Source organism: Pseudomonas sp. P65(2024), assembly GCF_057480955.1.
This window is the reverse complement of record NZ_JBLIYX010000001.1, coordinates 522,076-543,313: the sequence shown is the minus strand read 5'-3', so window position 1 is coordinate 543,313 and position 21,238 is coordinate 522,076. Positions and strand designations below refer to the sequence as shown.

Annotated in this window: 16 protein-coding genes and 1 other RNA gene; 11 read left to right on the top strand and 6 right to left on the bottom strand. The window is 65.8% G+C overall.

Going from position 1 to position 21,238, the window contains the following annotated elements; all coding sequences use genetic code 11:
- Window positions 1-40 precede the first annotated feature (40 nt).
- Both xdhB and xdhA read right to left on the bottom strand, forming a co-directional pair.
- The gene (gene xdhB / locus AC25MA_RS02525) at window positions 41-2,440 is read right to left on the bottom strand and encodes a xanthine dehydrogenase molybdopterin binding subunit (RefSeq protein ID WP_062362532.1); all 2,400 of its coding nucleotides are present in this window, start codon (window positions 2,438-2,440) and stop codon (window positions 41-43) included.
- The gene (xdhA, locus tag AC25MA_RS02520; protein ID WP_028692854.1) at window positions 2,433-3,887 is read right to left on the bottom strand and encodes a xanthine dehydrogenase small subunit; all 1,455 of its coding nucleotides are present in this window, start codon (window positions 3,885-3,887) and stop codon (window positions 2,433-2,435) included. Before xdhA ends, xdhB begins: the two co-directional genes overlap by 8 nt.
- A 272-nt stretch (window positions 3,888-4,159) precedes the next feature.
- Between xdhA and AC25MA_RS02515 the strand changes: the two genes are divergently transcribed.
- The 7 genes from AC25MA_RS02515 (at window position 4,160) to AC25MA_RS02485 (ending at window position 14,666) form a co-directional block, all read left to right on the top strand.
- Window positions 4,160-4,819 carry a GntR family transcriptional regulator gene (locus tag AC25MA_RS02515; RefSeq protein ID WP_028692855.1) on the top strand — a complete coding sequence of 220 codons (660 nt, stop codon included), beginning with the start codon at window positions 4,160-4,162 and terminating at the stop codon, window positions 4,817-4,819.
- A 3-nt stretch (window positions 4,820-4,822) separates the two neighbouring features.
- A complete protein-coding gene (smc, locus tag AC25MA_RS02510) occupies window positions 4,823-8,311 on the top strand; it encodes a chromosome segregation protein SMC (protein ID WP_486971763.1) in 3,489 nt (1,162 codons plus the stop codon).
- A 205-nt stretch (window positions 8,312-8,516) separates the two neighbouring features.
- Window positions 8,517-9,407 carry a cell division protein ZipA gene (zipA, locus tag AC25MA_RS02505; RefSeq protein WP_028692857.1) on the top strand — a complete coding sequence of 297 codons (891 nt, stop codon included), beginning with the start codon at window positions 8,517-8,519 and terminating at the stop codon, window positions 9,405-9,407.
- 100 nt (window positions 9,408-9,507) lie between these two features.
- Window positions 9,508-11,850 carry an NAD-dependent DNA ligase LigA gene (gene ligA / locus AC25MA_RS02500; RefSeq protein WP_186596114.1) on the top strand — a complete coding sequence of 781 codons (2,343 nt, stop codon included), beginning with the start codon at window positions 9,508-9,510 and terminating at the stop codon, window positions 11,848-11,850.
- A 187-nt stretch (window positions 11,851-12,037) separates the two neighbouring features.
- Window positions 12,038-12,134: signal recognition particle sRNA small type (ffs, locus tag AC25MA_RS02495), an RNA gene on the top strand.
- Window positions 12,135-12,297: 163 nt separating this feature from the next.
- On the top strand, window positions 12,298-12,693 hold the full coding sequence (locus AC25MA_RS02490; RefSeq protein ID WP_036986831.1) for a hypothetical protein: 396 nt from the start codon (window positions 12,298-12,300) through the stop codon (window positions 12,691-12,693).
- Between the two features lie 23 nt (window positions 12,694-12,716).
- The gene (locus AC25MA_RS02485; protein WP_280092553.1) at window positions 12,717-14,666 is read left to right on the top strand and encodes a hypothetical protein; all 1,950 of its coding nucleotides are present in this window, start codon (window positions 12,717-12,719) and stop codon (window positions 14,664-14,666) included.
- 30 nt (window positions 14,667-14,696) lie between these two features.
- Here AC25MA_RS02485 and AC25MA_RS02480 read toward each other — a convergent pair whose 3' ends face one another.
- Window positions 14,697-15,101 (bottom strand): helix-turn-helix domain-containing protein, encoded by a 405-nt coding sequence (locus AC25MA_RS02480; protein WP_028692861.1) that lies wholly within the window; start codon window positions 15,099-15,101, stop codon window positions 14,697-14,699.
- Window positions 15,102-15,185: 84 nt separating this feature from the next.
- Here AC25MA_RS02480 and AC25MA_RS02475 point away from each other — a divergent pair, with 84 nt between their 5' ends.
- A complete protein-coding gene (locus tag AC25MA_RS02475) occupies window positions 15,186-15,680 on the top strand; it encodes a DUF2938 family protein (protein ID WP_062362568.1) in 495 nt (164 codons plus the stop codon).
- Here AC25MA_RS02475 and AC25MA_RS02470 read toward each other — a convergent pair.
- Window positions 15,641-16,447: a substrate-binding periplasmic protein gene (locus tag AC25MA_RS02470; RefSeq protein ID WP_028692863.1), complete on the bottom strand. Its 807-nt coding sequence runs from the start codon at window positions 16,445-16,447 to the stop codon at window positions 15,641-15,643. The two genes, AC25MA_RS02475 and AC25MA_RS02470, sit on opposite strands and share 40 nt — an antisense overlap.
- 131 nt (window positions 16,448-16,578) lie before the next feature.
- On the opposite strand from AC25MA_RS02470, the gene dnaX reads away from it, so the two are divergent.
- The 3 genes from dnaX (at window position 16,579) to recR (ending at window position 19,737) form a co-directional block, all read left to right on the top strand.
- Window positions 16,579-18,645, top strand: coding sequence for a DNA polymerase III subunit gamma/tau (gene dnaX / locus AC25MA_RS02465; RefSeq protein ID WP_088851747.1), 2,067 nt, complete (start codon window positions 16,579-16,581; stop codon window positions 18,643-18,645).
- A 63-nt stretch (window positions 18,646-18,708) separates the two neighbouring features.
- Window positions 18,709-19,044: a YbaB/EbfC family nucleoid-associated protein gene (locus AC25MA_RS02460; protein WP_028692865.1), complete on the top strand. Its 336-nt coding sequence runs from the start codon at window positions 18,709-18,711 to the stop codon at window positions 19,042-19,044.
- Window positions 19,045-19,134: 90 nt separating this feature from the next.
- Window positions 19,135-19,737, top strand: coding sequence for a recombination mediator RecR (gene recR, locus AC25MA_RS02455; RefSeq protein WP_186596120.1), 603 nt, complete (start codon window positions 19,135-19,137; stop codon window positions 19,735-19,737).
- Window positions 19,738-19,895: 158 nt separating this feature from the next.
- Here the strand turns inward: recR and AC25MA_RS02450 are convergent, their stop codons facing one another.
- A complete protein-coding gene (locus AC25MA_RS02450) occupies window positions 19,896-20,444 on the bottom strand; it encodes an adenine phosphoribosyltransferase (RefSeq protein WP_028692867.1) in 549 nt (182 codons plus the stop codon).
- Between the two features lie 52 nt (window positions 20,445-20,496).
- Window positions 20,497-21,231 carry a Crp/Fnr family transcriptional regulator FnrA gene (gene fnrA, locus AC25MA_RS02445; RefSeq protein ID WP_088851748.1) on the bottom strand — a complete coding sequence of 245 codons (735 nt, stop codon included), beginning with the start codon at window positions 21,229-21,231 and terminating at the stop codon, window positions 20,497-20,499.
- Between the last annotated feature and the right edge of the window lie 7 nt (window positions 21,232-21,238).

Sequence of the window (21,238 nt, the reverse complement as noted above, 5' to 3'; positions counted from 1 at the left end):
GTGGGCGCAACGCAAGGTCGCGCCTACAGGGAGCGCGGCGTCAGTGCGTCACGGGTTCCAGTTGCTGTTCGGCAGGCTGAGCCGCGGCCACCGCCTTGCGCATCTGCTCGCAGCCCCACAACACCCGCTCCGGCGTCGACGGTGCGTCGATCTCGGGCTGTACACGGTAGTCGGCGATGCTCGCCACCGCGTCCTTGATCGCGCACCAGGCGGCGATGCCGAGCATGAACGGCGGCTCGCCCACGGCCTTGGAATGGAACACCGTGTCCTCGGGGTTCTTGCGGTTCTCCACCAGCTTGACGCGCATGTCGATCGGCATGTCGGCCACCGCCGGGATCTTGTAGCTGGCCGGGCCGTTGGTCATCAGCTTGCCCTTGGCGTTCCACACCAGCTCCTCGGTGGTCAGCCAGCCCATGCCCTGGACGAAGCCGCCTTCGACCTGGCCGATATCGATGGCCGGGTTCAGCGAGTCACCGACGTCGTGCAGGATGTCGGCGCGCAGCATCTTGTACTCGCCGGTCAGGGTGTCGACGATCACCTCCACGCACGCCGCACCGAAGGCGTAGTAGTAAAACGGCCGGCCGCGGGCCTGGGCGCGATCGTAGAAGATCTTCGGCGTGCGGTAGAAACCGGTGGTCGACAGCGACACCTGAGCGAAGTAGGCCTGCTGTACCAGGTGCTCGAAGCTGACGATCTGGTCGCGCACGCGTACATGGCCGTTGCGGAACTCGACGTCTTCCTCGGTGACGTTGTAGTGCCGGGCGGCGAACTCGGTCAGGCGTTTCTTGAGGATCTCGGCGGCATTCTGCGCCGCCTTGCCGTTCAGGTCGGCGCCGCTGGAGGCCGCGGTCGGCGAGGTGTTGGGTACCTTGTCGGTGTTGGTGGCGGTGATCTGGATACGGTTGAAGTCGACCTGGAACACCTGGGCCACCACTTGGGCCACCTTGGTGTTCAGGCCCTGGCCCATCTCGGTGCCGCCGTGGTTGAGGTGGATGCTGCCGTCGGTATAGATGTGGATCAAGGCACCGGCCTGGTTGAGGAAGGTGGCGGTGAACGAGATGCCGAACTTCACCGGGGTCAGCGCCAGGCCCTTTTTCAGCACCGGGCTGTTGGCGTTGAAGCGGCGGATCGATTCGCGGCGCTCGTGGTAGTCGCTGCTCGCCTCGATCTCGGCGGTCATCTCCTCGAGCATGTTGTGCTCGACGGTCTGGTAGTAGTGGGTGACGTTGCGCTCGGTCTTGCCGTAGTAGTTGGCCTTGCGCACCGCCAGCGGGTCCAGCGCCAGGTGGCGGGCGATATGGTCCATCACCTGCTCGATGGCAACCATCCCTTGCGGGCCGCCGAAGCCGCGGTAGGCGGTGTTGGAGGCGGTGTTGGTCTTGCAGCGGTGGCCGTGCACCGTGGCGTCGCCCAGGTAGTAGGCGTTGTCGGAGTGGAACATGGCGCGGTCGACGATCGAGCCGGACAGGTCGGGCGAGTAGCCGCAGTTGCCGGCCAGGTCGAAGTTGATGCCGTGCAGGCGGCCAGTGTCGTCGAAGCCGACGTCATACTCGACGTAGAACGGATGGCGCTTGCCGGTCATCATCATGTCTTCGACACGGGGCAGGCGCATCTTGGTCGGCTGGCCGGTCAGGCGCGCGATCACCGCGCACAGGCAGGCGGGGCTGGCGGCCTGGGTTTCCTTGCCGCCGAAGCCGCCGCCCATGCGGCGCATGTCGACGACGATCTTGTGCATCGGCACGTCGAGCACCTCGGCGACCAGCTTCTGCACCTCGGTGGGGTTCTGCGTGGAGCAGTACACGATCATGCCGCCGTCTTCGCTGGGCATCACCGAGCTGATCTGGGTTTCCAGATAGAAGTGCTCCTGGCCGCCGATGTGCAGACTGCCCTGGATGCGGTGCGGGGCGCTGGCCAGGGCTGCGTCCGAATCGCCGCGCTTGTGGGTGTGGCTGTCGAGCACGAAGTGTTTCTTGCGCAGCGCCTCGACCACATCGAGCACCGGTTCCAGATCTTCGTATTCGACGATGGCGGCCATGGCAGCGCGACGGGCGGTGTCCAGGTCGCGGGCGGCCACGGCAAGCACCGGCTGGCCGAAGAACTCGACCTTGTCGATGGCCAGCAGCGGGTCGCCGGCCACCACCGGGCCGATGTCCTTGAGCCCCGGAATGTCCTCGTGGGTGATGGCAATGCGCACGCCTTCGAACTGGTAGCAGGGCGTGGTGTCGATGCGCAGGATGCGCGCATGGGCGCGATCCGCGGTGCGCGCATAGACGTGCAGCTGGTTGGGGAATTCCAGGCGGTCGTCGATGTACACCGCCTCGCCCGCCACATGCTTGTCGGCGCTGTCGTGCTTGAGGCTGCGGCCGACCCCGGTGGTCAGGTCCTGGCTGAACAGTGCGGCCATCTCGGCCTGGCTCTTGACGGCGTGATGGTTAGACATAGGCGGTCACCCGGGTTTCGATGTGCGGCGTTTGCAGTTCGATGAAGTACTTGCGCAGCAGGTTCTGCGCGGTCAGCAGGCGGTACTCGCGGCTGGCGCGGAAGTCGCTCAGCGGGGTGAAGTCCTCGGCCAGGGCCTGGCAGGCACGCTCGATGCTGGCCTGGTTCCATGGCTTGCCGCGCAGCGCGGCCTCGCAGGCGCGGGCGCGTTTGGGGATCGCCGCCATGCCGCCGAAGGCGATGCGCACGCCGCTGACCACGCCGTTCTCGATGCTCAGGTTGAACGCCGCGCACACGGCGGAGATATCGTCGTCCAGGCGCTTGGACACTTTATAGGCGCGGAACGCCCAGTCATTGCTGGCGCGCGGCACGATGATCTTCTCGATGAACTCGCTGTCCTGGCGCGCAGTGATGCGGTAGTCGATGAAGTAGTCTTCCAGGGCCAGGGTACGCTGGCGCTCGCCCTGGCGCAGGACGATCTGCGCGTCCAGGGCGATCAGCAGGGGCGGCGAGTCGCCGATCGGCGAGGCGTTGCCGATGTTGCCGCCCAGGGTGCCCTGGTTGCGGATCTGCAGCGAGGCGAAGCGGTGCAGCAGGTCGCCGAAATCGGGGTACTCCTGGTTGAGCGCGGTGTAGCAGTCGGTCAGCGGGGTGGCGGCGCCGATCTCCAGGTGGGTGGCGGTCTTGTCGATGCGCTTGAGCTCGGCGACATGGCCGACGTAGATCATCACCGGCAGGGTGCGATGGAACTGGGTGACCTCCAGCGCCAGGTCGGTGCCGCCGGCCAGCAGGCGCGCCTCGGGGTGCGAACTGTAGAGGTCGGCCAGGTCGGCCACGGTCAGCGGCACCAGGCAGCGCTTGTCGCCGCTGTTGAGCTCGCCGGTCTGTTGCGGGGCGATGGCCTTGAGACGAGCGATGGTCTGCGCCTGCTGGGCGTCGAATTGGTCACGACAGGGTTGGGCGCAGCTCTGCTCGGCGGCGGCAAGGATCGGCCGGTAGCCGGTGCAGCGGCACAGGTTGCCGGCCAGGGCCTCCTGGGCCTGGTGCAGGTCGTGGCCCTCGCTGTTCTTCTGCAGGGCGAACAGCGACATGACAAAACCGGGGGTGCAGAAGCCGCACTGCGAACCATGGCAGTCGGCCATGGCCTTCTGCACGCTGTGCAGTTCACCTTGGTGCTTGAGACCCTCGACGCTGATCAGCTGCTTGCCGTGCAGGGAGGACACGAACGTCAGGCATGAGTTGAGGCTGCGGTAGCGGATGCTGTCGCTGCCTTGATCGTCCTGGACGAGTTCGCCGACGACCACGGTGCAGGCGCCGCAGTCGCCGCTGGCGCAGCCTTCCTTGGTGCCGGGTTTGCCCAGGTGCTCGCGCAGGTATTGCAGCACCGTCATGTTCGGGTCCAGGGCGTGCTCGCTGCGCAGCTCCTGGTTGACGAGAAACTGGATCACGGGGGAGGGCCTCGCAATGGTTTTATTGTTGTTCGGGCGGACTCTAAGCAACGCTTGACCCTGAGGTCAATAATTTTCTGACCCAAAGGTCAAGATTTTGCCCAGAGGCCTTCCGAACCGCTTCATCGAGCCTTTCTCCAAGCATAGTTCGCGCCGAGTGGGAAAGTTGACCCGCCAGTCGCACAAAGCGCGTCGCGCCGCTGCGCGGGCATGGGACAAGTGCGCTACAATCGCGCCCTTGTGCACAGCTACCCAGATCGCGAAGGAAAACCATGACGTTCAAGGCGCCGGACAGCCTCTCCGAGCAAATTGCCCACTACCTGGCCGAGCGGATCATCCGCGGCGAACTCGCACCCGGCGAGCGCATCCAGGAGCAGAAGGTCACCCAGGCCCTCAACGTCAGCCGCGGCTCGGTGCGCGAGGCGCTGCTCATCCTCGAACGCCGCCATCTGGTGGCGATCCTGCCGCGCCGCGGGGCCCATGTGACCGAGCTGGACGAAAACAGCGTGCGCAGCCTGTGCACCCTGATGGGCGAGTTCTACATCCTGCTGGGCAACGCCGTTGCACAGCATTGGCGCAGCGACAGCGACCTGCGCCCGTTCCTGGACATCCAGCAGCGCCTCAAGCAGGCCCACGCCGCCAAGGACATCAAGGCCTTCGTCGCCGACAGTTTCGCGGTGATGCGCGCAGCCTATCCGTTCGCCAACAACCCGTACCTGCAGGAAACCGTCGAGAACTTGCAGCCGGCCATGAGCCGCGCCTACTACCTGGCCCTGGACCAGCGCCAGGCCAACATGGTCGACTACCTGGAGCTGTTCGCCTGCCTGCTCGAAGCCGTGGTCGCCCGCGACCTGCCGCGCATCCGCGAGGTGCTCACCGCCTATTGCCAGCGCAGTTGCGAACTGGTGCTGGCGGCGCTGGCGCGGGTCTGATCGATGCGCTTGAAGTGCATCCGCCTGGCCGGGTTCAAGTCCTTCGTCGACCCGACCACGGTCAATTTTCCCAGCAACATGGCGGCCGTGGTCGGCCCCAATGGCTGCGGCAAGTCCAACATCATCGACGCGGTGCGCTGGGTGATGGGCGAAAGCTCGGCCAAGAACCTGCGTGGCGAGTCGATGACCGATGTCATCTTCAACGGTTCCACCAGCCGCAAGCCGGTCAGCCAGGCCAGCATCGAGCTGGTGTTCGACAACAGCGACAACTCGCTGGTCGGTGAGTACGCCGCCTACGCCGAGATCTCGATCCGCCGCAAGGTCACTCGCGACGGGCAGAACACCTATTACCTCAACGGTACCAAGTGCCGGCGCCGTGATATCACCGATATCTTCCTCGGCACGGGCCTGGGGCCGCGCAGCTACTCGATCATCGAACAGGGCATGATCTCCAAGCTGATCGAGGCCAAGCCCGAGGAGCTGCGCAACTTCATCGAGGAGGCGGCAGGCATCTCCAAGTACAAGGAGCGCCGCCGCGAGACCGAAAACCGCATCCGCCGCACCCAGGAGAACCTGGCGCGCCTGACCGACCTGCGCGAAGAGCTGGAACGCCAGCTCGAGCGCCTGCACCGCCAGGCCCAGGCCGCCGAGAAGTACCGCGAGTACAAGGCCGAGGAGCGCCAGCTCAAGGCGCGTCTGGCGGCCCTGCGCTGGCGCGACCTGGACCAGCGGGTGCGTCAGCGCGAGACGGTCATTGGCGACCAGGAGATCGCCTTCGAGGCCCTGGTGGCCGAGCAGCGTAACGCCGATGCCAGCATCGAGCGCCTGCGCGACGGCCATCATGAGCTGTCCGAGCGCTTCAACCAGGTGCAGGGCCGCTTCTATTCGGTGGCCGGCGATATCGCCCGGGTCGAGCAGAGCATCCAGCACGGCCAGCAGCGCCTGCGTCAGTTGCAGGATGACCTCAAGGAGGCCGAACGCAGCCGTCTGGAAACCGAATCGCACCTGGGGCACGACCGCACCTTGCTGGCGACCCTGGGTGAAGAATTGGCCATGCTCGAACCCGAGCAGGAACTGACCCTGGCCGCGGCCGAGGAGGCCGCCGCGACCCTGGAGGAGGCCGAGCTGGGCATGCACGGCTGGCAGGAGCAGTGGGACAGTTTCAACACCCGCTCCGCCGAGCCGCGCCGCCAGGCCGAAGTGCAGCAGGCGCGCCTGGCGCAGCTGGAGGCCAGCCTGGAACGCCTGGCCGAGCGCCAGCGCAAGCTGGGCGAGGAGCGTGACCAGCTCGGCGGCGATTCGCAAGATACCGAGACCTGCGACCTGGACGAGCAGGTGGCCAGCAGTGAGTTGCTGCTCGAAGACCTCCAGTTGCAGGAGCGGCAGGTGGTCGAGCAGTTGGACGCATTGCGCGAGCAGATGCAACAGGCCAACCAGGCGCAGCAACAGCAGCAGGGCGACCTGCAGCGTCTGGGCGGGCGCCTGGCGTCTCTCGAAGCCTTGCAGCAGGCCGCGCTGGAGCCGGGAGTCGGGGCCGCCGACTGGCTGCGTGCCCAGGGCCTGGAGCAGCGTCCACGGCTGGCCGAGGGGCTGCGGGTCGAGCCCGGCTGGGAGCTGGCGGTGGAAACTGTGCTGGGCGCCGATCTGCAGGCGGTGCTGCTGGATGACTTCACAGGCCTGGAATTCGCCGCGCTGGAGCAGGGCGAGCTGCGCCTGCTGATGGCCGGCGCGCAGGGCGCGAGTGTTGCTGGCAGCCTGCTCGACAAGGTCGAAGGAAGCGTCGACCTGTCGCCCTGGCTGGGCCAGGTCATGCCGGTGGAGACCCTGGAGCAGGCCCTGGCCCGGCGGGGCTCGCTGGGCGCCGGGCAGAGCCTGGTCAGCCGCGACGGCTATTGGGTCGGGCGGCATTTCCTGCGGGTCAGCCGAGGGGGCGAGGCCCAAGGTGGCGTGCTGGCCCGTGGCCAGGAGATCGAGCGCCTGGGCCGGGAGCGTTTGGAACAGGAGGCCTTGCTCGAGCAGCTCGACGAGCAGCTGCAACGCCTGCGCGAGCAGCAGCTCGATCTGGAAGAGCAGCGCGAGCAACTGCGCCGTCGCAGCCAGGACGAAAGCCGCCAGCATGGCGAGCTCAAGGCGCGCCTGTCCGCCGGCCGTGCCCGTGCCGAACAGCTGGAGCTGCGCCGCCGCCGCCTGCAGGAAGAACTGGCCGAGCTGCAGGAGCAGCGCGCCCTGGAGCACGAGCAACTGGGCGAGGCGCGCCTGTTGCTGCAGGAAGCCCTGGACCTGATGGCCCAGGATACCGAACAGCGAGAGCTGCTGATGGCGCGCCGCGACACCCTGCGCGAAGGTCTTGACCGCATCCGTCAGGAGGCCCGCCAGCACAAGGACCATGCCCACCAGCTGGCCGTGCGCCTGGGCTCGCTGCGCGCCCAGCACGACTCGACCCGCCAGGCGCTTGAACGCCTGGAGCAGCAGGCCGCGCGCTTGAGCGAGCGTCAGGAGCAGTTGAACCTGAACCTGGAGGAGGGCGAGGCACCGCTGGAAGAATTGCGCCTCAAGCTCGAGGAACTGCTGGAACGACGCATGAGCGTCGACGAGGAAATGCGTCAGGCGCGCCTGCACATGGATGAGGCCGATCGCGAGCTGCGCGATGCCGAGCGGCGCCGTACCCAGGCCGAGCAGCAGTCGCAACTGCTGCGCGGCCAGCTGGAGCAGCAGCGCCTGGAGTCCCAGGGGTTGGATGTGCGGCGCAAGACCTTGCAGGAACAATTGCTCGCCGACGGCTACGATCTTCAGGGCGTGCTCGCCACGCTCGAGGCCGACGCCAGCGAGCAGGGCACCGAGCAGGCCCTGGAGCAGCTCGAGGCACGTATCCAGCGCCTGGGCGCGATCAACCTGGCGGCCATCGAGGAATACGAACAGCAGTCCGAACGCAAGCGTTACCTGGATGCCCAGGACGCCGACCTGGTCGAGGCGCTGGAGACCCTGGAAAACGTCATCCGCAAGATCGACAAGGAAACCCGCAACCGCTTCAAGGATACCTTTGATCAGATAAATGCCGGATTACAGGCACTTTTCCCAAAAGTTTTCGGTGGCGGCAGCGCTTATCTGGAACTGACGGGCGAAGATCTACTCGATACAGGGGTGACGATCATGGCGCGCCCGCCGGGCAAGAAGAACAGCACCATCCATCTGCTGTCCGGCGGCGAGAAGGCACTCACGGCCCTGGCCCTGGTGTTCGCCATCTTCAAGTTGAACCCAGCACCGTTCTGCATGCTCGACGAGGTCGATGCACCGCTGGACGATGCCAACGTCGGGCGGTATGCCCGCCTGGTCAAGGAAATGAGCGAGACCGTGCAGTTCATCTACATCACCCACAACAAGATCGCCATGGAAATGGCCGACCAGTTGATGGGGGTGACCATGCATGAACCGGGCTGTTCACGCCTTGTAGCAGTTGATGTGGAAGAGGCTATGGCCATGGTCGATGCGTAAGGGGTAAAGAAAGGGTGTGAACATGTAGGCAAAAGCCTCAGCAGACGCGACAGACGGTGTAAAGTTGCCTTTGGTCGTGCTAGCTTAATGTCACTTGTTTTTTGCGTGGGTAAAACGCCTGTCAGAACATAGAGTTGGCGCCACGTGTTAAAGGCCTTTGAAGCCTTTGTTTTCAAGCATATTTTTTATAGAGGCACGGGATTACATGGAAATCGGTCTGCGCGAGTGGCTGATCGTCATCGGCATCATTGTCATCGCCGGTATTCTTTTCGACGGCTGGCGCCGCATGCGCGGCGGCAAGGGCAAGTTGAAGTTCCGTCTGGACCGTAGCTACGCCAACGCCCCGGACGACGACAGCGGCAGCGCCGAGGTGCTCGGCCCTGCGCGTGTGCTGGAAACCCACAAAGAGCCCGAGCTGGACGAGTCCGACCTGCCGTCGGTGAGCGCCCCCGCGCGCGAACGGGAGCGCGAGCGCGAACCCAAGCCGGCCAAGGCCAAGCGCGGCAAGCGCAACCACAGCGAGCCGCAGCAGGGTGACCTGAACCTGGCCGCCGAGCCCCGCGAGCCCGACCTGTTCGAGGGTGGCGACGACGATTTCGCCGCCGACAACACCCGCGCCAATGGCTTTACCGCGCCGAGCACGCCGGCCAAGGAGCTGCCACCGGCCGAGGAAGTGCTGGTGATCAGCGTCATTTCCCGTGACGAGAGTGGCTTCAAGGGCCCGGCACTGCTGCAGAACATCCTCGAAAGCGGCCTGCGCTTCGGCGAGATGGACATTTTCCACCGTCACGAGAGCATGGCCGGCCACGGTGAAGTGCTGTTCTCCATGGCCAACGCGGTCAAGCCCGGCGTGTTCGACCTGGACGACATCGACCATTTCAGCACCCGAGCGGTGAGCTTCTTCCTCGGTCTGCCCGGCCCGCGCCATCCCAAGCAGGCTTTCGACGTGATGGTGGCTGCCGCGCGCAAGCTGGCCCACGAGCTCAACGGTGAACTCAAGGACGACCAGCGCAGCGTGCTGACCGCCCAGACCATCGAGCACTATCGCCAGCGCATCGTCGAGTTCGAGCGCCGCGCCCTGACCCAGAAACGCTGATGTTTACGAGCGGGCGGATCCAGCCTCGATCCGCGCCGCACTGACACAAGCAAAAGAGCAGCCTGGGGCTGCTCTTTTGCTTTGCAAGAGAAGACGACCCATGAACGCCGAATCCCGAATCCATGCCCTGCGCGCCGAACTCGACCAGCACAACTACCGCTACTACGTGCTCGACGAACCCAGCGTGCCCGATGCCGAATACGACCGCCTGTTCAACGAGCTCAAGGCACTGGAGGCCGAGCACCCGCACCTGGTGACCCCGGACTCTCCGACCCAGCGCGTCGGAGGCGCGGCGTTGGCGGCGTTCAGCCAGGTCCGTCACGAAGTGCCCATGCTCAGCCTGGGCAACGCCTTCGAGGAGGGCGACCTGCGTGATTTCGGCCGTCGCGTGGTGGAAGGCCTGGACCTGCCGGGCGGCGATCAGGCGGCGGTGGACTACAGCTGCGAGCCGAAGCTCGACGGCCTGGCGGTGAGCCTGCTGTACCGTGATGGCCAGCTGGTGCAGGGCGCCACCCGCGGTGACGGCACCACCGGCGAGGACATCAGCGCCAACGTGCGCACCGTGCGCAACATCCCGCTCAAGCTGCAGGGCGAGGGCTGGCCGGCGGTGCTGGAAGTGCGTGGCGAAGTGTACATGAGCAAGGCGGGTTTCGACCGGCTCAACGCCGCGCAGGCCGAAGCCGGCGGCAAGACCTTCGCCAACCCGCGCAACGCCGCGGCCGGCAGCCTGCGCCAACTGGACTCGAAGATCACCGCCAGCCGCCCGCTGGAGTTCTGCTGCTATGGCGTTGGCCAGGTGTCCGAGGCCTTTGGCGACAGCCATATCGGCATCCTCGAGAAGCTCAAGACCTGGGGGCTGCCGATCAGCCGCGAGCTGCGCCATGCCGCTGGTATCGAAGAGTGCCTGGACTACTACCGCGACATCGGCGCCCGCCGCAACGGCCTGCCCTACGAAATCGATGGCGTGGTGTTCAAGGTCAACAGCCTGGCCTCCCAGCGTGAACTGGGCTTCCGCGCCCGTGAGCCGCGCTGGGCGATCGCCCACAAGTTCCCGGCCATGGAGGAGCTCACCGAGGTGCTCGACGTCGAGTTCCAGGTCGGGCGCACCGGCGCGGTGACGCCGGTGGCGCGGCTCAAGCCGGTCAAGGTGGCCGGCGTGACGGTGTCCAACGCCACCCTGCATAACATGGATGAGATCGCCCGGCTGGGCCTGCGCATCGGCGACACGGTGATCATCCGCCGCGCCGGCGATGTGATCCCGCAGGTGATGCAGGTGGTGCTCGACCGCCGTCCGCAGGACGCCCGGCCGGTCGAGGTGCCCACGCAGTGCCCGGTGTGCGGCTCGCAGGTCGAGCGCACCCAGCTGGTCAAGCGCAGCAAGGGCAAGGAAACCACCAGCGAAGGCGCGGTGTACCGTTGCGTGGGGCGCCTGAGCTGCGCCGCCCAGCTCAAGCAGGCGATCATTCACTACGTGTCGCGTCGGGCCATGGACATCGACGGCCTGGGCGAGAAGAGCGTCGAGCAGTTGGTCGACGAGAACCTGATCCGCTCGCCGGCCGATCTCTACCACCTGACCTTCGACCAGGTGGTGGCGCTGGAAGGCTTTGCCGAGGTGTCGAGCAACAAGCTGCTGGCTGCCATCGAGGCGAGCAAGCGTCCGAGCCTGGCGCGCTTCATCTATGCGCTGGGCATCCCCGATGTCGGCGAGGAGACCGCCAAGGTCCTGGCCCGGTCCCTGGGCAGCCTGGCGCGAGTGCAGGTGGCGTTGCCGCAGGTACTGACCTACCTGCCGGACATCGGCCTGGAAGTTGCCCACGAGATCCACAACTTCTTCGAGGACGCGCATAACCGCGAAGTCATCGCGCAGTTGCTGGCCTGCGGCATGCAGTTGCAGGACGAGGGTGAGCTGGGCGCCGAGTTCGCTGCCAGCACCACGCTGGCCGGAATGCTGGCCAAGCTCGACATCCCCTCGGTCGGCCCGACCGGCGCCGAGAAACTGGTAGACAAGCTGGGCACCCTGGAGCGGATTATCGCCGCCGACGGTATCGACCTGCGCCAGGCCCTGAACACCAAGCAGGCCGAAGGCGTACGCGAGTTCTTCAAGGTCGAGGCCAACCAGCAACTGGCCCGTGCCATCGAGGCCCAGTTGCTGGACTTCGGCATGCACTGGTCGTGCGAGAAGAAGTCCGCCGAGGGCTTGCCGCTGGCGGGGCAGACCTGGGTGCTGACCGGCACCCTGGAGCGCATGAGCCGTGATATCGCCAAGGAAAAGTTGGAAAGCCTGGGGGCCAAGGTGGCGGGCTCCGTGTCCGGCAAGACCCACTGCGTGGTCGCCGGGCCCGGCGCCGGCTCCAAGCTGGCCAAGGCCGCCGAGCTGGGCGTCGCGGTGATGGACGAGGAGGCGTTCGTGGGCTTCCTGGCGGAGCGTGGTATCGGCGTCTGAACCCGCTTGCCTTTCGCCGGGCAAGCCCGCTCCCGCGGGTGATGAGGCGTGGGCGCGGGCTTGCCCCGCGATAGATTTGCCACAAGTCCTTGAGAAATGATGGTTTTTTCACGATCAAAGGTTGTAACTTCGCCCCGGCGCTGTACAATGGCGCGGCTCGTCAACTGACGAACCGTCGTGGTGGCCCCATCGGTCCCCCCGCATTGATTACCCGTTAACCTGGTCAGGCCCGGAAGGGAGCAGCCATAGCGGGAACATCGAGTGCCGGGGTGTGGCTGGTGGGGCCGCCTCCATTTTGGGCGCAGGAATTTTCCGGCGTACCTGTCAGGCGTCGCCCAGCAGACGCGTTTCTTTACACCCTCGCACCGTTTTCCGCCTGCACGATCCCGCGCAGCGCCTTATCATGCATCCCATCGTGTTGGCCCATTCGGCCAGGAGATAGCGACCGTGGAACATGTCGACGACCTCACCCGCCAGAAGATCCGCGAGTGGCAGCTGCGCCGCCTGGAAATCAAGGACCAGATGGCCGCCAGCCCCGAGCGTGTGCTGGAGCTGTCGCAGGTGCTCGACCAGATGGAAGAAGAACACGAGCGTATTCTCGAGGCAGCGGTCGTGCCGGTGGCAGTAACGGCTGACGCGGCGGCCTTCGAGCTGCAGGTGCAGGTGTCGGCGCAGTCGGTGCGCGACTTGCGCAAGCTGCTGGAACTGGCGCTGCATGAGCTCGATGGCGTACTCGACGCACCGCGGGTGGGTGTCAGCTATCCCGGCGACATGTCGGGGTCGTTGGGGGCCTACCGCTTCGAATTGGTGGTGGGGCAGGCCGCTGAATCCGACAAATCTTGAGTGATCCCCGGACCCATACCGACATGCAGCCCGAACACTTCGATTTTTCCCATCCGGTGTACCTGCCGGTCAGCGCAGAGGTGTGCCAGGCCTTGCTGCAGGCCGAGGGCGCGCCTGCGCTCGATACCCTGGGCGACCCTGAACTGGCGGCCGTACTGGTGATCCAGAACCTGGCCCAGGCACAGGGGCAGGTCGATGCGCGGGCGGCGGAAAAGGTGCTCGGCAAGCTGTTGGCATGGGCGGTCGATGGCGCGCACTCGCCTGGCGTGGGCTTGCTGTCCGAGGCCCGTCGGCTGTTCGATGCGCGCAAGCTCTATTTTGGTCTCGAGGTGATCAAGGGCTCCAAGCTGCGCCTGCTCGATACCGAACAGGTTCAGGCGCGGGAGTACCTGCTGGCGGACGGCAAGTGGGATTTTGACTACCGTATCCGCCTGCACCACAGTGACAACCCGTTCAGCCAGCGGGTGACCACTGGCTTCGACAGCGAGCGTTGGCTGACCGTCGAGCAGGACAAGCTGCTCAAGGTCATCCAGGCCAACCTCGACGAGGACATCCATGTGCAGGGCTACGCCGGGATCGGCAAGAGCTACCTGCTCGGCGCGCTGATGGAATGCCTGCCCCGTGGCCGGGTGCTGGCCCTGGCGCGCACGCCGGCCAAGCTGGGTACCCTGCGTCGACGCATGGGGCTGGATGCCCAGGCCAAGGTCGGCATGACCTTTGGCCAGTTCGCCCGGGCCCTGCTCAAGGACACCCGGCCGGTTCCCGCCCGGACAGCCCAGCGCGGTCCCGGCAAGCGCCGGCTGGCCGAAGAGCTGGGGATCGTCGGGCTGCGCCAGTACGACGCCGAGCACGCCCTGGATATCTGCCTGGAAGTGCTGCGCAACTATTGCGAGTCGCGGGACTACAGCCTGTCCAGCCGCCACCTGCCGCATTTTCGCCAGGCGCTGTCCGGCCTCGATGCCCAGGTGCTGCTCGAGTACGCCAGCCGCCTGTGGCGTTACCTGGAGGCGCAGCCGACCTGGGGCGCGCAGACCGGGTTCGAGGCGTTGCTGCTGCTCAAGCGCGCCAGCCTGGGTGGCTGCAGTGTGCCCGCGCGTTTCAGCCATGTGATCATCGACGAGAGCCAGGACGTGCCGGCCTCGCTGCTGCAGGTTATCGAGCGTGGCCGCCAGGTGCTGATCACCCTGGGCGACGAGTACCAGAAGGCCTCCGGCGAGGTGGTCAGGCGCGAGCGTCAGGTGCGCCAGAAGGACATGGCCTTCGCCGTGCGCTCCGGGCCCAAGGTGGAACGGCTGATCAACCCGTTGATCGGTGTGCACTCGAAGAAGTCCAAGGTCGCGTTCGAGGCGGCGCGGCATGTCGATGTCGGCATCGAGCACTTCCCCGAAGGGTTCGTCCCGCCCGAGGGCTGCGTGGTGCTGACCGCCTCGCGCTGGGACACGATGCGCTGGGCCATGGAGATGGCCGAGTCCAACTGCCTGCTGAACTTCCCCGACTGGCCTGACATGCGACGGTTCATGGTCACCGCGATTGGCCTGTTCAGGGCGGCGTTCTATGCACCGGGACAGGACGCCGAAGGGCCGCATGCGTACTTCGCGCACCTGCTCGACTGGCAGCAGGTGCGCGAGTCCGAGCGTTTCGATGCCGCGTTCCAGTGGGTTGAGGCGCGGCTGGAGGCGGGTTTCAAGCTTGCCGACCTGACCGGCCTGGACGCGCGGGTCGCCGCGCAGCCTGCCAGCCTCACGCTGTTGATGGCCGAGGAGGCCGGTGGCCTGGAGTTCGATCAGGTGCTGTTGACGCCGGAGCTGATGACCACCCAGCGCTTCAAGGACGCCTACGCCTTCGATGCGCGGATTTGCGCGGTGTACATCGCCCTGTCGCGGGCGCGTCGGCAGTTGTACCTGCCCTATGACGTGGAAGAGTGGATCAACTACCACAAGGGCCAGCCGTTCCGCGAGTTGCACGGCTACTGAGCCCGCTGTCGTACTGTGGTCTGGCGGGCCTTATCGCGGGACAGGGCGACTCCCACGCTTGCCCTTGCTGGCCGACACTTGCATCAGTCGCCGAAAGGTCGGGCATTGCAGGTGGTTCTCCTCGGGGCACACTGCCGCATGCCGCAGCCCTTTGCTCATCGCCTGCAGGCGCTTGATCCTCTGCTCGATCTCATCGGCCTTGACCAGCAGCAACGCTCGGTCAACCCGTTGCTCATCCAGCATCGCCGCCACTTCGTCCAGCGAAAAGCCTGCCGCCTGGCCCAGGGCGATCAGGGCCAGGCGTTCTGGCGTATCCGCCGGGAATTGCCGCCGTTGGCCATGGCCGGCGAGCGATGTGAGCAAGCCCTTGTTCGCGTAGTAACGCAAGGTCGACGCCGGCACTCCGGTGCGCCTGGCGACATCGGCAATGTCCATCTTAGCTCCCTTGACTTGAAGTTGACTTCAACTTGCATGCTGCTTGGCATCGACCTTTCCGTCAATCCGCCAAGGGCTTTCGTCATGAGCGCTTCTTCTCTCGCATTTTCCATTTTGCTTATCGGCATCGGCGCCACCCTGGTCATGGACCTGTGGACCCTGCTGCTCAGGCGCCTGGGCGTCACCACGCTGAACTACGCGCTGGTCGGGCGCTGGGCGGGCCACCTGTTCGCGGGGCGCTGGCGGCATGTGGCGATCGGCAAGGCCGCGCCGGTCAGGGGTGAGCTGGCGTGGGGCTGGTTGCTCCACTACGCCACGGGGCTGGTGTTTGCGGCGCTGCTGGTGGCTATTGCCGGGGAGGGGTGGTTGCTGGCGCCGGTCCTGTGGCCCGCGTTGCTGTTCGGGGTGGTCTCGGTGCTGGTGCCGCTGGTGGTGGTGCAGCCTGCATTGGGTGCAGGGTACTTCGCTGCGAATACGCCATCGCCCTTGAAGAGTTGTCTGCGCAGCCTGGTGACGCATTGCGTGTTCGGGATCGGCCTCTACCTGGCGGCGCTGGGTGTCGTGGCAGCAGGTATTTGAGGCCCTTGGTCATCGGCGAACTGGCGGGGCTGGCGACCATCGGTATACCGCTCGACGATTCGCTGCATCTCCCCGGACTCCTTGATCCGCACCAGCGCCCTGAGCACACCTTGGGTCGGCAGTTGGGGATCGTTGCGCACCATGCAGCCCAGCGCTTGCTCTTCCAGCACGGCCAAGGCTTGCAGGCGCTGCCCCGGTGGCAGTGAGCGGTTGTACCACTGCAATGACAGCTGGTTGCTGATCGCGTGACGAAAGCGTCCGGCCTCGAGCTTCTGCAGGGCCAGTAGCTGGTTGCGGCTGTCCTCTCGCTGCAGGCGGCCCTGGCTGAACAGGGGCTCCAGGGTGGGATAGGTGTAGCCGAGCACGGTGCCGATGGCTTGCGGCGGCAGCGTTTCCGGGCGGGTGGGACCGCTGTGGCCGGGGCGGCCGATCAGCAGGTCGCGCTGCTCGATGATGGGGATGCTCCACAGGTAGTCGCCCGGCCGGTCGGTCAGCCACTGGGTGGAGACATAGCAGCGCACGTCGATTTCGCCGGCCTGCATCGCCTCCTGCAGGCGCAGGCGGGCCATCACGTGGTATTGCGGGCGGGCATCGGTCTCCCGGGCAATGGCCTGCATCAGCTCGAACAGGATGCCTTCCACCGGTTGCTGGTCCTCGGTGCGCATCAACGGCATGCTCCAGCTCTCGGCGACGGAAAAGCGCAGCACCGGCGGTTGCGCCAGGCCGTGGGTGGTCCACAGTAACAGGATGGCCAGGACTCGCCGCACGCCTCATCCTCCCTGATCTGCCGCTGGTGTGCCCGCCTATGAGCTTAGACGAGATCGGCAGGGTGCAATTTCGGCCCCGCTCCGCTAGCATTAGCGCTCTTTCCGCCCGCTCCGGTCACGATGGTTTTTTGATGAGTTATCAGGTTCTTGCACGTAAATGGCGTCCGCGCTCGTTCCGCGAAATGGTCGGCCAGACCCATGTGCTCAAGGCTTTGATCAACGCCCTGGACAACCAGCGCCTGCACCACGCCTACCTGTTCACCGGTACCCGGGGCGTGGGCAAGACCACCATCGCGCGGATCATCGCCAAGTGCCTGAACTGTGAGACCGGCATCACCTCCACGCCGTGCGGCACCTGTTCGGTGTGCAGGGAGATCGACGAAGGCCGTTTCGTTGACCTGATCGAGATCGACGCCGCCAGTCGCACCAAGGTCGAGGACACCCGCGAACTGCTCGACAACGTGCAGTACGCGCCGAGCCGCGGGCGCTTCAAGGTCTACCTGATCGACGAAGTGCACATGCTCTCCACCCACTCGTTCAACGCCTTGTTGAAGACGCTGGAAGAGCCGCCGCCCTACGTCAAGTTCATCCTCGCCACCACCGACCCGCAGAAGCTGCCGGCGACCATCCTGTCGCGCTGCCTGCAGTTCTCGCTGAAGAACATGAGCCCGGAACGGGTGGTCGAGCACCTGACCCATGTGCTGGGCGCCGAGAACGTGCCGTTCGAGGAAGATGCCCTGTGGCTGCTCGGCCGCGCCGCCGATGGCTCGATGCGCGATGCCATGAGCCTGACCGACCAGGCCATCGCCTTTGGCGAGGGCAAGGTGCTGGCCGCCGACGTGCGGGCGATGCTCGGCACGCTCGATCATGGCCAGGTGTACGGGGTGCTGCAGGCGTTGCTTGAAGGTGATGCCCGGGCATTGCTGGAGGCGGTGCGCGACCTGGCCGAACAAGGGCCGGACTGGAACGGCGTGCTGTCGGAAATGCTCAATGTGTTGCACCGGGTGGCCATCGCCCAGGCCCTGCCCGAGGCGGTTGACAACGGCCAGGGCGACCGTGAACGCGTGCTGGCGCTGGCCCAGGCCCTGCCGGCCGAGGATGTGCAATTCTATTACCAGATGGGCCTGATCGGCCGTCGCGACCTGCCGCTGGCGCCGGACCCGCGTGGCGGCTTCGAGATGGTCCTGCTGCGCATGCTGGCGTTCCGCCCGGCCGACACCGACGATGCGCCGAAGCCGCTACTAAAGCCGTTGGGGATCAGCCAGGCCACAGCTGATCCGGCCCAACCGGTGGCAGCGGCGGCTGTGGCCGTGGCGCCGCCCGCTGTCGCCAGCCCTGTCGCTGAAGCGGTCGCGCCGGTGCCCATGGCTGAGTCACCCGAGCAGCCCGAGCCGCCAGTCGTCGAAGTGCCGGTCGTTGCCGAGGTTGTCGAGGCGCCGCAATCGGAACCAGAGCCCGAGCCACAGCCGCAGCCCGTCGAGGAGGTCATCGACCTGCCGTGGGAGGAGCCCGTTGCCGCGCCGGCGCCGGTTGCACCCGAGCAGCCGCCCGAGCCTGCACCTGCGGTCGAAGCCGCCAACCCGCAGCCGGACTACGACGAGCCGCCGTTCGATCCGTCGGCCTACAGCCCGGCGGGCATGGAGCGTGACGACGAGCCGCCGGGAGACGAGGACTACTACACGCCCGACAGCGACCCGGCCGGCTTCAGCTACCTGGATGAGCTGGCCGAGCACGTGCAGGAAGAGGCGCCCGTCCAGGCGCCGGAGCCGCTGCCGGCGGCCATGCCGGCGACCGGGCTGGCCCTGCAATGGCTGGAATTATTCCCACAGTTGCCTGTCTCCGGTATGACAGGCAACATCGCCGCAAACTGTACGCTGATCGCCGCTGATGGTGATGACTGGCTGCTGCACCTGGACCCGGGGCAGGGCGCGCTGTTCAACTCGACCCAGCAGCGCCGACTGAATGAGGCGCTCAACCAACAGTTGGGCCGCGAGATCCGCCTGAAGATCGAGCTGATTCGCCCCGAGCAGGAAACGCCGGCCCAGGCGGCCTCGCGCAAGCGCGCCGAGCGCCAGCATGACGCCGTCGTATCGATCGAGCAGGATCCGCTCATCCAGCAGATGATCCGGCAGTTCGGCGCGACGGTCAGGCAGGATACTATTGAGCCTGTAGATGCCCTGGCCAGCCAGGGCCAATAACGGATAACCATGCGGCCCGCCTGTGCGGGGCCGCATCACATGACCCAATCGAGGTATACCCCCATGATGAAAGGTGGCATGGCCGGCCTGATGAAGCAGGCCCAGCAGATGCAGGAAAAGATGCAGAAGATGCAGGAAGAGCTGGCCAACGCGGAAGTCACCGGCCAGTCCGGCGGTGGCCTGGTCAGCGTGGTGATGACCGGTCGCCACGACGTCAAGCGCGTCAGCATCGACCAGAGCCTGATGTCGACCGACGAGGACGACAAGGAAGTGCTCGAGGACCTGATCGCCGCCGCGCTGAACGACGCCGTGCGCAAGATCGAGCAGAACAGCCAGGACAAGATGGGCAGCATGACCGCCGGCATGCAACTGCCGCCTGGTTTCAAGATGCCGTTCTGATCGGCTGATCGCTTCACACCGGGGAGCAACGACCTGTGGGACGTTGCTCCCTTGTTCATTGTGTTTCCTGAAATTGGACGGCCCGCCGAGATGAGCTTCAGCCCCCTGATCCGCCAACTGATCGACGCCCTGCGCATCCTGCCCGGCGTCGGCCAGAAAACCGCCCAGCGCATGGCCTTGCAGCTGCTCGAGCGCGACCGCAGCGGTGGCACGCGCCTGGCCCAGGCCCTGAGCCAGGCCATGGAAGGCGTCGGCCACTGCCGCCAGTGCCGGACCCTGACCGAGCAGGAGCTGTGCCCGCAGTGCGCCGATCCGCGCCGCGACGACAGCCAGCTGTGCGTGGTGGAAGGGCCAATGGACGTGTACGCGGTGGAGCAGACCGGTTATCGCGGCCGCTACTTCGTGCTCAAGGGACACCTGTCGCCGCTCGATGGCCTGGGGCCGGAGGCGATCGGCATTCCGCAGTTGATGGCGCGGATCGAAGAGCAGGGCACCTTCAGCGAGGTGATCCTGGCCACCAACCCCACGGTGGAAGGGGAGGCGACTGCCCACTACATCGCCCAGTTGCTGGCCGAGAAGGGCCTGACCGCCACGCGCATTGCCCATGGCGTGCCGTTGGGTGGGGAGCTGGAGCTGGTGGATGGCGGGACGCTGGCGCACGCCTTTGCCGGGCGCAGGCCGATTTCGCTGTAAGACCCAGCCCTTTCAAGGTCTTGCGATTTTTGAGATATGACGTTTCCAGCTCAACATTGCCGGGGCTGCAAAGCAGCCCCGGCAATTCCAAGTCGGACGCCAATTTTCAGCACCTTGAAAGGGCTGGCTGTAGCCCCGCGATTGTTCTGAAGGCGAACTCAGTATTCGCTCAGGGAAAACTCGGTCAGGCAGAAGGTCGGCACCCCGGCCGCCTGCAGGCGGCGTGAACCTTCCAGTTCCGGCAGGTCGATGATCGCCGCCGCCTCGAACACCTGGGCACCGGTGCGGCGCACGAGGTTGGCTGCGGCCAGCAGGGTGCCGCCGGTGGCGATCAGGTCATCGAAGATCAATACCGAGTCGCCTTCACAGAGGCTGTCGGCGTGCACTTCCAGGAAGGCCTCGCCGTATTCGGTCTGGTAACCCTCGCTCAACACGTCGGCCGGCAGCTTGCCCTGTTTGCGGAACAGGATCAGCGGCTTGTTCAACTGATGGGCGATGATCGAGCCGATCAGGAAACCCCGCGCGTCCATGGCACCGATATGGCTGAACTCGGCCTCGACATAGCGCTCGATGAACTGGTCAGCGACATAGCGCAGTCCGCGCGGCGACTGGAACAGCGGGGTAATGTCGCGGAAGATCACGCCCGGCTTGGGGAAGTCCACTACCGGGCGGATCAGGGCTTTGAGGTCGAAGGTGTCGCTGTGCATGGGCGGGTATCCTGGAAAAACTCGGCGCCAGTATACCCTGTTCACGCGGCGATCAGGTTTCGAGCGCACCACCGGCCAGCGCACACAGCTGGATCGGGTCGAGGATGTGCACTTCCTTGCCCTCGGCCTTGAGCAGGCCGTTCTGCTGGAAGCGTGTGAACACCCGCGACACGGTTTCCACCGCCAGGCCCAGATAGTTGCCAATCTCGTTGCGCGACATGCTCAGGCGGAACTGGTTGGCCGAGTAGCCGCGGGCGCGGAAGCGCGCCGACAGGTTGACCAGGAAGGTGGCGATGCGCTCGTCGGCGGTCTTCTTCGACAGCAGCAGCATCATCTGCTGGTCGTCGCGGATCTCGCGGCTCATCACCCGCATCAGCTGGCGGCGCAGCTGCGGCAGTTGCACCGACAGTTCGTCGAGGCGCTCGAAGGGGATCTCGCACACCGAGGTGGTTTCCTGGGCCTGGGCCGACACCGGATAGGCCTCGGTGTCCATACCCGACAGGCCGACCAGCTCGCTGGGCAGGTGGAAGCCGGTGATCTGTTCTTCGCCGGCATCGCTGAGGCTGAAGGTTTTCAGGGCGCCAGAGCGAACCGCATAGACCGAGCCGAAATTGTCACCCTGGCGGAACAGGAACTCGCCTTTCTTCAACGGGCGACCGCGTTTGACGATTTCATCCAGTGCATCCATGTCTTCCAGGTTCAGGGACAGGGGCAGGCACAGGGGGGCCAGGCTGCAATCCTTGCAGTGGGCCTGGTTGTGTGGGCGCAGTTTTACTGGCTCGGACATTTCTTTC